At 55.3% G+C, this 13,470-nt stretch carries 12 protein-coding genes; 4 read left to right on the top strand and 8 right to left on the bottom strand.

What is annotated here, in order from left to right:
* Positions 1–192 precede the first annotated feature (192 nt).
* Complete coding sequence (locus DXH95_RS07795) at positions 193–555, top strand: winged helix-turn-helix transcriptional regulator (protein ID WP_115548801.1); 363 nt, start codon at positions 193–195, stop codon at positions 553–555.
* A 12-nt stretch (positions 556–567) separates the two neighbouring features.
* Here the strand turns inward: DXH95_RS07795 and DXH95_RS07790 are convergent, their stop codons facing one another.
* On the bottom strand, positions 568–1,356 hold the full coding sequence (locus tag DXH95_RS07790) for a LytTR family DNA-binding domain-containing protein (protein WP_115548800.1): 789 nt from the start codon (positions 1,354–1,356) through the stop codon (positions 568–570).
* A 115-nt stretch (positions 1,357–1,471) separates the two neighbouring features.
* Between DXH95_RS07790 and DXH95_RS07785 the strand changes: the two genes are divergently transcribed.
* Both DXH95_RS07785 and DXH95_RS07780 read left to right on the top strand, forming a co-directional pair.
* Entirely contained in the window at positions 1,472–2,518 is a 1,047-nt protein-coding gene (locus tag DXH95_RS07785; protein WP_220272240.1) for an alpha/beta hydrolase, read from the top strand.
* Between the two features lie 159 nt (positions 2,519–2,677).
* Positions 2,678–3,097, top strand: a complete 420-nt coding sequence (locus tag DXH95_RS07780; RefSeq protein ID WP_115548798.1) for an Arm DNA-binding domain-containing protein — start codon at positions 2,678–2,680, stop codon at positions 3,095–3,097.
* Between the two features lie 625 nt (positions 3,098–3,722).
* Here the strand turns inward: DXH95_RS07780 and DXH95_RS07775 are convergent.
* The 7 genes from DXH95_RS07775 to DXH95_RS07745 all read right to left on the bottom strand — a co-directional run bounded on the left by DXH95_RS07775 (position 3,723) and on the right by DXH95_RS07745 (position 11,859).
* On the bottom strand, positions 3,723–4,970 hold the full coding sequence (locus tag DXH95_RS07775) for a glycosyltransferase family 4 protein (RefSeq protein WP_115548797.1): 1,248 nt from the start codon (positions 4,968–4,970) through the stop codon (positions 3,723–3,725).
* Complete coding sequence (locus DXH95_RS07770) at positions 4,967–6,526, bottom strand: glucosamine inositolphosphorylceramide transferase family protein (protein WP_147291701.1); 1,560 nt, start codon at positions 6,524–6,526, stop codon at positions 4,967–4,969. The genes DXH95_RS07775 and DXH95_RS07770 overlap by 4 nt, the downstream gene beginning before the upstream one ends.
* A gap of 7 nt (positions 6,527–6,533) precedes the next feature.
* Positions 6,534–7,568: an Ldh family oxidoreductase gene (locus DXH95_RS07765; RefSeq protein ID WP_115548795.1), complete on the bottom strand. Its 1,035-nt coding sequence runs from the start codon at positions 7,566–7,568 to the stop codon at positions 6,534–6,536.
* Entirely contained in the window at positions 7,558–8,778 is a 1,221-nt protein-coding gene (locus tag DXH95_RS07760) for a carboxylate--amine ligase (RefSeq protein WP_115548794.1), read from the bottom strand. Before DXH95_RS07760 ends, DXH95_RS07765 begins: the two co-directional genes overlap by 11 nt.
* Positions 8,775–9,908: a cyanophycin synthetase gene (locus tag DXH95_RS07755; protein WP_115548793.1), complete on the bottom strand. Its 1,134-nt coding sequence runs from the start codon at positions 9,906–9,908 to the stop codon at positions 8,775–8,777. The genes DXH95_RS07760 and DXH95_RS07755 overlap by 4 nt, the downstream gene beginning before the upstream one ends.
* Complete coding sequence (locus DXH95_RS07750; RefSeq protein ID WP_181883599.1) at positions 9,890–10,681, bottom strand: RraA family protein; 792 nt, start codon at positions 10,679–10,681, stop codon at positions 9,890–9,892. The genes DXH95_RS07755 and DXH95_RS07750 overlap by 19 nt, the downstream gene beginning before the upstream one ends.
* A gap of 182 nt (positions 10,682–10,863) precedes the next feature.
* On the bottom strand, positions 10,864–11,859 hold the full coding sequence (locus DXH95_RS07745; protein WP_115548791.1) for a sterol desaturase family protein: 996 nt from the start codon (positions 11,857–11,859) through the stop codon (positions 10,864–10,866).
* Positions 11,860–12,408: 549 nt separating this feature from the next.
* Between DXH95_RS07745 and DXH95_RS07735 the strand changes: the two genes are divergently transcribed.
* Positions 12,409–13,374, top strand: coding sequence for a GNAT family N-acetyltransferase (locus tag DXH95_RS07735; protein WP_181883598.1), 966 nt, complete (start codon positions 12,409–12,411; stop codon positions 13,372–13,374).
* Positions 13,375–13,470 lie beyond the last annotated feature (96 nt).

The following is a 13,470-nucleotide window of genomic DNA, read 5'->3' as shown; positions in this document are numbered from 1 at the left end:
GCCGTTTCGGGATGCCGTCCGCGAACGTCGGTTCGCGAATGGTCGATTAACTTCGCGATTGGTTTAGTGGTTATCCAACATCGCTTTCCTGTTTCTAGTTGATTACTATTGGTAACCAGATATATTCGTGAAACTTATGATGCAAGTGGGCGCCGGTTTTCTCCGGTTACCGCCAAGTAACCGGGGGTTCCGATGGCTTTAAAAATGCGCAAAAACCGGTCCGAGGAAATGGAGCCATTGTGCCCATTGGGGGAGTGCATGCAGCTTATCGGCGGACTATGGACGCCCAATATCATCTGGCACCTGAGCGGCGGCGCGCGCCGGTTCAGCGAGTTGAAGCGCGATATCCCGGAAATTTCAGCCAAGATGTTGACCACCCGGCTGCGGGAAATGGAAACCGCTGGCGTGGTCGCACGATCGGTCGTTCCGACTTCGCCGCCATCGGTCGAATATCAACTGACCGATCTGGGTGAGGAGCTGATGCCCGCCATCAAATCCATTGTATCGGTGGGTAAGCGATTGAAGATCCGAAACGGCCTCGCCGTGGAAAGCTGAACCTTCGGTCTTTTAACCTGCGGCCAGCAGACTTGAATGCGGCAGTTGCCTGTCCAGCCATGTTCGGAATTCCTTGGCGCGATGGCGGCTAATCGGCACGGATAAGCCGGTGATCAACTTGACCGAGTTGGAACTCGCCGATTTGATTGCCTCTCTTGCGACCCAGTGCGACCGATGCACCAGAAATCCGTCGCTCATCAAAGGAGCTGCGTGCGACAGCGCCATCAAAATCAACGCCTCTCCCCTTGGAGTATGCACGCGAAGATAATGATCCTCTGATGACAGCGCGAGAATGCGTTCACCCCTGAGGCCGAATGGCATGCGCTTGGTGAACTCGTCGGGTGACGGCTTTTGTTCCAGCGACGAGGCTGCTTGCGGCCCTTCGCGTATCCGCCGCCAAGAGACCAGCAGGCTGCTGGCGCGAAAGGCGAGCATCATGACCAGATTTTGCCAGAGAAGATCGAGCGAATGTACTTCGCCCAGGCTATCAGGTGCAAAGACAGACAGGCTGCCCAATATGATGGCCGCCCCCGGGATTGTCAGCAGAAGATCCAGACAGAGCGCAACCCAAACGGGCCAATATCCCTGGAAAAATCGTCGGGCGATATAGTAACTGGATGTCATCACCATTGCGCCGATCAGCGTTACACAAAGAGCAAAGTGACCAACGCGTTCGCCAAAACCCATCGTGCCGTAACTTTCGAACGGCCCCATCACGCCGATGACAGCACCAATTACCGGCATCGACAGCAAGGCCGGATGATTGAGCAATGGTGCTGACCTGAATTTTAGCGGGTTCATAAGCGCGCGCGCCTACCATTGGCGAAGCAGGTCTGCCAACCGCGAATAGACAAATGACATTTTGCAGAAATGACGGGCAAGCGGTCGGCGAACTTCTCCCGAAAGGCAAAAATACGTGAAACATATCTTACGAATGGCCGTGGCAACGCCTTTGATCCTGCTCGTCGTTGCAGGGCTCGTGCTTGCTTTTACCGCTCCCTCTGCGCCCCCGCTAATTTCCGCAATCCAGAACTCGTCCAATACCATGGGCCGCTATGCTGCGGAGCAGCCGTCCCCGCATTTTCTGAAGGCTCGCGACGGCACTCGACTGTCCTACCGCATCTATCCCGGGAAAATGGGAATGGGGGTCGTCGTTGCCGTTCATGGTTCATCGGGCAGCACAGCAGCGATGCACGGTGTCGCGGACACTCTCTCAAAGCGGGGCATCACAGTCTATTCGATCGATTTGCGCGGCCATGGTTTGAGCCCTGGTCCGGGCGGCAAGCTAGGCGATGTCGCCTATCGCGGGCAGTATGAAGACGATCTCGCAGATGTGGCTGCATTTGTCAGAAAGGCGAATCCGGAAGAAAGGCTGCTTCTGCTTGGGCATTCCACAGGCGGCTCGGTCATCCTTCGAACAGCAAGTCTGGCTCGCTACGCCAAGAATTTCGACGCTTATCTTGCGCTTTCACCCTTCATCGCTCCCGGCGGGCCCATGGATCGACCCAATCAGGGCGGATGGACTTCGGTCAGCGTCCCGCGCATTGTCGTGCTCAGCATTTTGAACGGTTTTGGAATATCCGCGCTCGACCATATGACCGTTCTCGCCATGGCGGTTCCGCCAAATGACGACCTACGCCCCAGAAGCTATAGCCATGCACTTCTGGCGTCGGCCAATTTGCCGCGAGACTGGAAACCATCGGTGGCGGCCATAGAGGCACCAACAAAGATACTCATTGGCTCGGAGGATGAACTGTTCATCGCCAAAGCGTACCCGTCACAAATTCGCAGTGCCAATCCGCATATCGCCGTGCACGTGCTGCCCGGGATCACCCATATGGGCATCATATCCGATGAAAATGCGCTCGACCGCGTTACGGCTGCAACTCAGCGAATGCTGCGGCAGGGTGAAAAAGGGTGTATCGACGCTTTAAAATTGGGCGACACACGATGTTTTCACTAACGGTTAAAAAAACCGCAGAAATCCCCTAAAAACCAGCCTTCATCTGGTCACGGACGTTCACTCCAGTTCGCCTTCAGCCACAACGAAATGGGGGCCTTTTGGGGGCCGAATGCTCAAAAATGACGTTCTTGACCGTCGTTTGAAGGGAAAAGGCCCCCAATGCCACTGACTGACATTCTGGTTCGCACTGCTAAGCCTCAGGAAAAAGATTATAAAATGAACGACGGACGGGGGTTGTATCTCCTCGTCAGCAAAGCCGGTGGCAAGCATTGGCGCATGAAATATCGCGTGCACGGCAAAGAGAAGAAACTCGCCTTAGGTTCTTATCCTGATGTCAGCTTGGCGAAAGCCAGGAGGAACTGCGATGAGGCCAGGATAAGCCTCGCTGACGGCTTCGATCCGGCCCTGGAAAAGCGCAAGGCCAAGGCAACCGCGTGCTTCAATGTTCAGAACACGTTCCAACTCATTGCTCGCGAACACATCGATGTGAAAATGACGGGCGATGGCAAATGGTGTCAGCAGTTTGAGCCATTGCCGTTGTGCTGCTACTCAGAAGAAAAGCAAATCCAGCAAGTTTGAACGCACGCATATTTTTCCTCCCCAAGGGCCAGCATGATTTTCAACTCGGCGGAGCATATGCGCGCGTTTGCGATTGAATTGTCCTAGATGTAACAATTCATAAATAAAACGCGAGGATCGGTTTTCTGCAGGCAGTTTGCAGCCCCGTTCTCGTTCTTGATCGCCATTTCGCGGTGAAAAGTCAGACCAAAAGCACCGGCCAATATCAGCCATCATCAGGGAATTCAGGAGCGCAGCTAGTGTGGGCCTTTTGCACGCTTTAAAACGACCAACATAATGACGTCTGCTGCCGAAACGAATGTGGATTTCAGAGCAGTCAGCCTGCAAAAGCCAATGTCGCGAATGTCTCGAAATCGGACCCGATGAAACGCTTGCATCAAACAAAACTATGCCCACGCTTCATCGACTGCCTTGTGGTATTATTAACGTCACAACTTATGCAGTGGCGGAAACGAGTTTTTGGGCTTGAGGACTCGAACCCTCGCTGCCGAAACGGATTTGGGGCCTCGACTTGGGTTTCATCGACGATCGAACTAATAATACATTATAAAAACAAATAGATAAAAATATATCGCGAGGCCGCTTCTCGCACCATTTTCCTGTCAGCTTCTGCTCTGCAAGTCATTTACCGTCCTGCGATGGCATCGCGAAACAGACCGATATATCTTTCACCCCATTCGGGAGCGGACAAAGCGAGTTCGTCTGCGCGGGCAAAACCGTTGTTGCTCATTTGCTCGACTGCTGCGTCATCGTTGGCGATCCTTTTGATCAACTCGGTCAAGCTTTGGGGTTCCGCCGGATCAAAGGACTGGCCAAAGCCCAATCTCTTGCAATCGCCTGCCAGATAGGCCCGTTCGGAGACAATAACCGGCAGGCCGCTTGTCGCTGCCTCCAATATCACGAGGCCGAACGGCTCTACTACCCTGCTCGGCACGATCAATGCTCTAGCACGGCGTGCATGATCGAGAATCTCCGCCCGGTTGCACCAGCCCGCGAGCTGTAAGTCACCGCCTGTCTCGCGCAAACGACCCTCTAATTCTCCTTCCCCGACAAGCGTGAGCGGAACGCCTGTCTGAATGCATGCCGCAGTGGCCAGATCAGCGCCCTTGTCGCTCCCCAGTCGCCCGACGAACAGGAATTCTTGATTTTGCTCAGCGGGGATACGCGCGCGGGACCAGGGTTCGACAGGGTTAGGGATCGTCACCATCTGGCGCGCGGAAAAGCCGTTATCCGCATACTTTGCGAGCATGCGATCGTGCAGAAAGGTGAAGGTAGCCTTCGACCGCGCAGGACGCGCCAGCCTGTTCAGATGCACCTGTCGCGCCACCCGCCACACTTTGTGAAGGCCGCTGCGCCGATCACATTGACTGACAAGGCAGCTCAGCGAAAGCGGCTTGAGACCGCAGGGTTGCGCGTGGGAAAAATCGGTAAATCCGCCATTGGGGCAGATGTTAAAGAAGTCATGGCATGTAACCACCAACCGGTCTTCTACGCCCGCCAGTGCGGCGAAGATGGCTGGCGATAGTATCTGGGACCAGTTGTGCAGGTGGTACACGGTATGATCAGTATCGTTCTTCGCGATCCAGCGCTCCAGGTAGTTGTGCGCCGTACGGTTGTGAAACCCCTGCATCATCGCCCGGGTTGGTGATGTGTCCAGCAAGCGGCTTGCGTGCAAGCCCACCAAGTCTATCCCATCCAACCCTTCACCCGCGCCATCAATAGAGCCGGCAAAATACGTCACCGGAATTCCGCGCCGTCGATATTCTTGGGCCGCCTGGATCGCCAGGACGCCAGCCCCGCCTTCTGGTGCGGCGAAATCGTGAATCACCACAACGCGCTCGATGCCATCGCTCTGGTCCCGCGCGCGCGTCATCCCCGACCTCCATAGCGGTGTCGCACGTCAAAAACGATGCGGTTGTCTAGAACATCGATATGATGACAGCCGATAATCCCCCGTTTGAAATTGGGGGTAATATGTCGAACCGAGCTTTCGCGGTAACGCTCCATTGTGAGTTCATCGATCCGCATCAGCTGCAGTCCATAACCATAGGTTCCGTGCGAATTATCCTGCGCCGGGCGGTAAAAAACGCCGTCGCGCTGCCAGATGCGGCCAGCATTGCGAGCGCAGCGCGAATCGAACACCACTGGATTGAGAGGGTGCGGTTCGAGTCTTTCCAGAAGCGGGCTATTGGCACGGAACAGGTGAAGTTCCGAGCTCATGTCGGCAAACGGATCATCGCTGATGTTGGTGAACAGCCACCATTGCTCGTCGATTTGTACAAGCGTTGAATCGGAGGCGTTGGTGCCTTCCAGGGCAGTCCTGTGCAGTTCCCAGCCGTCGGGAAACGAGGTGCACCGCCACAGCTCAATTCGCCGCGAAGCGCAGCTTTCAGGCATCATGAACAGCTGCCCATCATGTTCAAACAGGAATGGAAAGGAGAGATGATAACCCGGAGCAAGCACGGTCCGGACATCCTCAAATCGCCCGTTTTCAATCCGTCCGGCACTGATATATCCCAGCCCCATGTGATAATCGAAACTTTCAAAAAAGCACCAGGTGTCCTCTCCGTGTGGCCAAAGGAATGGATCGGCGTAGTAACAATTCGCGGGCGAGGTAACGGCCTCGGCCAATGCCGGATTGAATTTCAGAGGCTCACCTTCGGTCAAGTTGATACAGAACATCCCCGGTCGAAGGCCCAGTGTAGTTGCGAATTTTTGCCAAGCCCGCCTTACAAGTTCACCCACCATTCTACCTAGATAGGCGAGTGTCTCGCTGGTTCCTGGTGCGCGCGGAGCAACAAACAGGACCGTTTCACTGGGCGTCGCGGAAAGCAATCCGCGTGCACGACGTTTTAGTTCGCGCAGGATCAGTGAGACTGACTTTTCCGCCAAGAATCGTTCGTTGCGCGAAGCGACGAATTTGATGTTTACCGCTGCACTTGCGATCAAATCTGGCAACGCTTGGGCAAGGGAGCGGCGGAACAGGTTGATCGAGCTGACAGGGCGTCCTTCGAGAAGCGGTTGCAAACCGGCAATCCCGGGAACGCTGCCGAAAGCGTCGGTAAACCACACACCGTGGCGCGCCGAAGCAGCCGAGATGCCCGCACCGTGGTTTCCTGAGAGGTCAAGTATGACATCGGGTGCCAGTGCGTGCAGCGCTTCTTCGTCGTCCAGAGAAATCCGCGGAATGTTGTTTGCTGACAAATCGTCCGATGCAACCGGTGTCTCTCCAGCTGCCAGTTCCAGCCGGTAGAGCAAACGGAAAAGAAAATTATCTCTCCGTCGTCGCCGGGGGGTAGGGGTAGCGGCGATGGCACAAATCCCAATTTCATCAAGGTCCCCAATCCGCTCAATCAGACGCGCGACCCATCCGAGGGGCGCGTCCGGATCAGACAGAACAAGAACAACCCGAAGCGTTGTATGCGCCATTACGGTGTCAGCGCCAGTCCAGCGCCACGCCGAGGCTGTCTGCCAGCTGTTCGATTTGTGCGAGGATGTGGTCTTCGATCAATATGCCTTGGCTCTTGCTTCGGGAAATTTCTTCCCATCTGGTGTCGCCTGGCAAACGTACCTCTTGCGAGCCGAGTGGCGAGGTGAGCGCTACTGCGAGCGCTTCGACCCGGTGATGAAAATGCTCAAGCGGCATCCAGCGCGCAATGTCGATCGCGAGTAGAAAATGCCCGTTGTTGCCCGGTCGATCGAGATCGGCGTACATCGATGCAACTTCTCCGGCGACGCCGGCACCAGTCAAGACAGCGCTGAGCAATTCGACCAGAATTGCAAGGCCAAATCCTTTCGCTCCGGCGGCGGTCAGCAAGGTGCCCGCTTTTGCAAGCATTGGATCGACAATGGGTGCACCATCGGCGTCGATTGCGAGCCCGGGTTCAAGCAACTCTCCCTTGGCAATTGCTTCACGCACCGATGATCCAGCCATCGCTGCAGTGGACATATCGATTAAAATCGACCTGCCGTCTGCACGCGGGGCGGAAATGGCAAGCGGATTGGTCCCCAGGACCGGCTTGATGCCCCCATGAGCGGCCACCTTGGGAAAAGAATTGCTCGCGGCTAGGCCGATCATGCCGCGATCTGCTGCCATCTGGACATAATAGGCGCCGGCGCCGAAAAAGTTGCTGTTATGCACACCGACCGCGCCAATGCCGGTTTCGGCGGCAAGTTCGCAGGCGAGTTCCATACCGAGTGTTGCAGCGTGATGCCCGAAGCCGGAATCGGCATCGATCCGTCCAATTGCCGGAGCCAGACGTGAAATTTGCGGATCGCAAGGGCACTTAATCGCGCCCGTCCGGACCCGCTTCAGAAGAATCGGGAGCCGCTCTATGCCATGGTTGCGCCGTCCAGCCATATCGCACCAGGTGAGATTGTCGGCGACACTTGCTGCTTGCACCGGATCGACTCTGCCAGCCGCCAGCAGACATTCGAGTATGTGCCGATAGCGGTAATGGTCAATCCGCATTTTGCCCGGCCCTCTGGCGCATCGCCAGAGGCGCGCGAACCAGCTTGCGCAGCAAGCCCGAAAATTCCGCGAGACCCGGTAGCGGATCGTTAAAGCAGAAGAAGGGGAGAATGACTTTCTGTGCAGTAATACTGCGCACCCAGTCCCTAAAACCCAGTTCACCCGCGCGGCGCAATTGCAGGAAAGCCATAAAGTCACGCATCGGATCCCACAGCCTCAGCGTCTGCGAATAACTGTCGAAGTGCGGCAAAGATTGTCCGGTCAGGTGGCAATAGATGATCAAGTCGATTGGCGCGCCACCACGTGTTACCAGCGGATGGCCCGCTGTCAGCCGCCCGTTCACCTCGATTATTTTGAGCTGGCCGTCGCGCAGATCGCGCTTAAACTCGACATTGCCAATGCCTTGCCAGCCGATCCCGTCGAACATCCGTCGTCCCATCTCGGCAGTTTCGGGCAACCATTCGGACTGGTGAAAACATGCTCCGCCGCGATTGACCGGCCAGCGGCGAATGATGCTCTTAGTGTAATTATAGAGTAGCGCGCCGCTGCTCGTGCGGTAGGTATAATAACTCGACAAAAGACTGTCAGGACCGGGGATCATTTCGACCACCATAACCTTGTGTTCACGCTCTCGGCACAGCCGCACCTTTTCAACTACCTCGGCGAAATCTTCACGAACGATGAACAACTTGCGCCCGAATTCTTCCATGAAGGTAAGTGAATTCAGCGGCTTTACCATCACCGGAAAACGGAGCTCGTCTCGTATTTCCAGAACATCTTCAACCGTATCCACTGCCCAGAAATTTGGAGTTGGAACGCCAGCTTCGCGCGCCATGGTCAGCGTATCGAGCTTGTCCAGCATAGCCCGGCGCAGTTCGGGGCGAAACTCTTCGACAACGTAGAGTTGGCGTAGCGCCGCCTCGTGCGTTTCGACGAATTCCAGCGATTCATCGCAGCCGACCATGATAACGCATCCGGCAAGGTCTGGGTCGGGCTTCGATATGAGAATCGTCTCCCAATATCGCGCCGCGTCCATATCTTCAGGCACCGGCAGCGCTGTTCGGCAATGGCGCGAATGCATGGCGCGACAACCCGTCCGCCCGCTGGCATAGACCGCAACTCCGGCACCACCGAGACTTCGTGCGGCAGCAAGCGTGCTGGCACCACCACCGAGCAGCAGGACCGGACGAGAGGTATTCAGTGAACTCATATTTGGATCGTTCCGCGCCGGGTTGAAAACATATGCTCGAGAATACGCGGCGCGACATGCGCGATCCGTTTTCGATCAGACACCAGATAGTGGTGATGGATACCCGGGCCTGCGTTGATTTCGTTGAAGATGACATTTCCTTCCGATAGCGGTTGCGAGATATCCGTTGCCGTCAAATCAAGGCCAGCAAAACCGATTCCAAATTCACGGACGATGCGGCTGCCGGTTTCGACGATTTCGGGATGAACCTCCTCACGCACCAAATGATTTTGTGCGGCACCATTCTCGTTGACGGCAAGCTTGACCATCATCTCAAGCCCAGCAGCCGGAATGGTTGAGGGCGAAACGCCCGCAGCCGCTAACGTGTTTCGGCATTCAAGGTCGATCATAAGCGGGCTTAGCGCCGTGATAGTTTCGCCCGACCGGCGCCGTTCGTTTTCCGCTGAAACGAGTTGGCGAAGGTTGGAGCGGCCATCCCCTGTCACGACCGGCGAATCCCGACGGACCGCGTCGATTAATATCCCATCCAGATACAGCAGGCGGAAAGACGCGCCAACCAGTTGTTCCTCAACCAGCAGTTCTGAGTGAAAGGCGGCGGCATGGCGTGCCGCTTTTAACAGACCATCACGATCGATAATCCGTGTCGTAACCCCATGGCCGCATCCGGTCCTATCAGCCGGTTTGACAACGACAGGTCCACCATTCTCGCGAAGGAAGTTGACCGCTCGCTCCAGACTGTCCATGTCAAACTTCCGGCGCTGCGGTACGCGCAAGCCTTTCGCTGCGAGCAATTCGAATACGATCGCTTTGTTCAGCAGCAAGCGCGAAACGATTGCGCTGTCGAGCATGATTTCAGATTTATCTACAAATGTCTGCAGGCTGCCTCGACTTATCCGCTTCAGTCCGCCGGGCAATGTGACAATTTCTGCTCCGACTTCGCACGCGGCATCGCGCCACAGCTCATCATAGAAGCGTTTGCGGATTAGCTGGAAGCGACGCCGTTCGAATATGCCCCCGATATCAGTGAGCCGACGACGATTGCGGAGCCAGACTTGCATCGCGGTCGATGGAAGTTTTAGCTGGAATTGCCGCGGCAGGCGCTGGCTGGGGCTCAATTGCAGATCGCGCACCCGTTTTCCCGCAGCTGTTCATCGACCCATGCGTTGGAGAAGTCGCCTCGCTTCACGCTCGCAACATATTCAGCGAGACGTGCCTTACTCGCTTGCAGACGCTGGATGATTTCGTCGGCAAAACCGCGCGGTATAACCGCGATCCCTGTGGTGTCGGCTTTGATGATATCGCCCGGATTGACCACCACACCGCCGCAACAAATTGGGGTATTGATTTCCCCCGGGCCACGATGCAGCGGCCCGAAAGGAGTAACTCCGCGGGCATAAACCGGCAGACCTGTTTCCTTGATACCGTCCAGGTCGCGGATCAGTCCGTCGATCACATAACCGGCTATCTTGCGATGTATCGATTTGTTGGCAACCAGGTCGCCCAGTACCGCATTCGACATCGCTCCGCTACAATCCACCACAACGATGTCACCGGGTTTGGCGATATCGAGCGCCTTGTGGACCATCAGATTGTCCCCCGGATAGAGCTTTACGGTGCAAGCGGTACCGAGCAGTTCCTTGTCGTTGGTCTGGTTGCGGATTGCACCGTTCATGGCATAGAGCCGATTGAGCACGTCCGAGACATCCGCGGTTTCGAACTCCCTGAATTGCTCTATGAATTCCTGTGACAGGCGCGGAAATTCAGTGCGGATCATATAACCCGGCCCCGGCGTCATTTCCGAAGATTTCGGTTTGGTCGGGGATGGCTCGTCCGGACCCGTCGCCAGAGCTGCCTGCGCCTCCTCAAACTTGTTGCCAACCAACTGTTGCTCGTCGAGTTTCATGGACTGCCTCACATTCATGCTTGGTCGGGATGGCGAATTTGCAGAGCTCCAATATTGGCTCCGAATGCAGCCATATTAGTGCCGCCGTTGATGAGGATGAAGGAAACATAGGGGTCAATCCGAAGTGGTTAGCTGCGCGCACCATCATTGACAGGAGAAGAAAGCGCCACCCTATCACGTCGTCATTTTTCAGCGTGCTCAATCTTAGCATCGAAGCAGACTGTCGTTTCCGAAGCTGGCCTAAGGGAGCGCTTAAGACACTCGAAGCTTCGGACTAGAGGATCCCAATAAGTTCCCCTCAGAGAATGGAACTCCTGGAGCTGTTCGGGACTATAGCCATAGATCCCGTTGACCATCACTTCACCCTTGTACGGACGATAGGCGGTACCGAACATCCAATCGAAAATGGCCAGGTTGGTACCAAAATTCTTGTCCCAATGCGCTTCGAGGCTGGAGTGATGAATTTGGTGCATGTGTGGACTGATGAATACCCCTTCCAATAGGCCGAACCGCAAAGGCACATGGGAGTGGCGCAGCACATCGAGCGTGGCAACGGTCAAAAGCTTGTTGGCAATCGCTGCAATTGCCAACAGTTCAATAAATCCAAAGCCGTAATAATGCATAAACAGTCCAGTCGGAACGCCGCTGATACAGCCCTTCATTGCATATTTGCCAACTTGCACGATTGAATGCGCGCGGTGGTTTGTAAGAGGATTCAGATTATCCGCAGAATGATGAACCTTATGTAATTCCCAAAGAAAGGGTATCTTGTGCTCAAAATAGTGCCAGAGAAACGCGTTGAACTCGGCTGCAACGATCAACACACTTGCTACGCCAAGGACCAGTGCTGGCGAGGTTCGATCTGACGAATGTGTCCCGTCGAGCGCAGACAGCGTGTCAAATAGTCCATTAGAGACAAGAAAAAGCACATAGGTTCCCGGGATCAGAAAAGCGAAATCTGTCAGCTTCCTGATGAGATAAACCTTCAAATCTGTATGAAAGCTCTGTGATCGACGAATATCGAAGGGAATGCAGGTCTTGAGCGCATCTTGAATCGAGAAAGCGACAATCCGTTTTCTGTATCTCAGCAAAAACAGGATTATCCCGGCGCAAAAAAAGGTCGTCCATGTGAAGGCAAATGATGGGATTGAATCAATGAGGTAGATTGCCTCTTTCATTTTCACACGCTTTCAATGGGCGATTTTCGCTGTAGGTTCACCATTACTTCTACTCACTGATGTCCACGTGCGTCTCCGAGTCGAGGAATTCACCTAAGAGTTCGACGACCACTGTCATGTGTGCTCTGCACAATTGGACGAAGTTGCTCTTCTTGATTTCACCATGGATGACTCTGGGACGACGGCCAAACAACCCGACAAAAAACTCTCAGACAACTGCATCGTACAGCGGCAGATATCTATCGACCGACGGCGATTGCCAAACAGGCATTGGTATGTCCCCAAAGTAGGTAATGTCGGCTTCGAGTATTTCGGGGGTAAGTGGGAAGGGACATCGCTCATCGTCATTTGGATGCGACTTTTGCGCAATGGCGGGATCGTCTGTTGCAGGCTATTCCGTGGGCAGCTCCCGCATTGGGGTATCGTGACCGAATGAAAGCCTCGCTTATATCTACTCAAGAACTCGACGCCGATTGTATCCGGCGGTGGGAGCAATTGCGTGAGACCAACTCAATTTATGCTAGCCCTTTCTATTCGCCGCACTTTGCGATGGCCGTCGGCAAAGTCCGACGGGACGCAGAGGTGGCGATATTTGAACAGGACGGGCGGATTGTCGGATTTCTTCCGTTCCACCGCGTGCGGGGCCGCGTTGCGAAACCGATTGGCGGACATTTGAACGATTATCACGGCGCCATTCTCGAACCCGGCCGCGTGCTTGCGGAACCGGGCTTGCTGCGCGCCGCCGCGCTCGACGCCTATGACTTCGACCACCTGCCATTGCAATTCGCGCTCGGGATGCAATCTGCGGATACCAGCCTGGCATCACCACAAATGGATCTCAGCGCGGGCTATGAAGCATCTATCGCAGCAAAGGGCGATTCGTGGCGGCGTGGGCAACGCGATATGTCCCGAAAATTGCGCAAGATGGAACGAGAAATAGGCGCGGTTCGTTGCGAGTTTTCGAGTGAGTCTGACCAAGCCTTCGATTTGCATGTCGAGATGCGCAACACACTCTATCGCCGCATGGGGCTGCGCGCGGACTATTGCATCGGCTGGCAGGGAGAAGTTCTTCGGGGCCTTCGAAATGTTGGGAGTCCAGGCTTTTGCGGTGCGCTCAGCGTGCTTTACGCAGGGGAGGAACCGGTCGCAGCACATTTCGGGATTGTCTCAAACGGCGTCCTTCATTGGTGGTTCCCCGCTTATGACCTTCGGGTCCAGCGCTACAGTCCGGGGTTGCAGTTGATCGACCGTTGCGCGCGCCAAGCGGCTATCGAGGGAATATGCACGATCGATTTCGGCAAAGGTGATGATCGTTACAAAACGCTGTTTGCCGACCGGTTGATTCCGATGGTTAAAGGGTCGGTCTGTCAACAAGGAAGTTTCGCAGCCCGTGCCCGTGCAGGCCATGCCACCATATTGGGCTTTGCAGAGCGTGTGTTGCCTGCCGCTATCAACGCCTATCCTCGAAAGTCGGTCGAACGTTTGTGGACCGGTACCGCTCTGCCGGGGCGGTAGTGACCGTGATTATCTGCCCAAAAGGGTTATGCCGAGGACCACCGCATATTAACCCGAATGGTCTTGGCCATGGCATGACGACATGGGCTATATTCA

It is taken from the genome of Sphingorhabdus pulchriflava, from assembly GCF_003367235.1.
GTDB classification, from domain to species: domain Bacteria; phylum Pseudomonadota; class Alphaproteobacteria; order Sphingomonadales; family Sphingomonadaceae; genus Sphingorhabdus_B; species Sphingorhabdus_B pulchriflava.
This window is presented reverse-complemented; position numbering and strand designations above follow the sequence as displayed.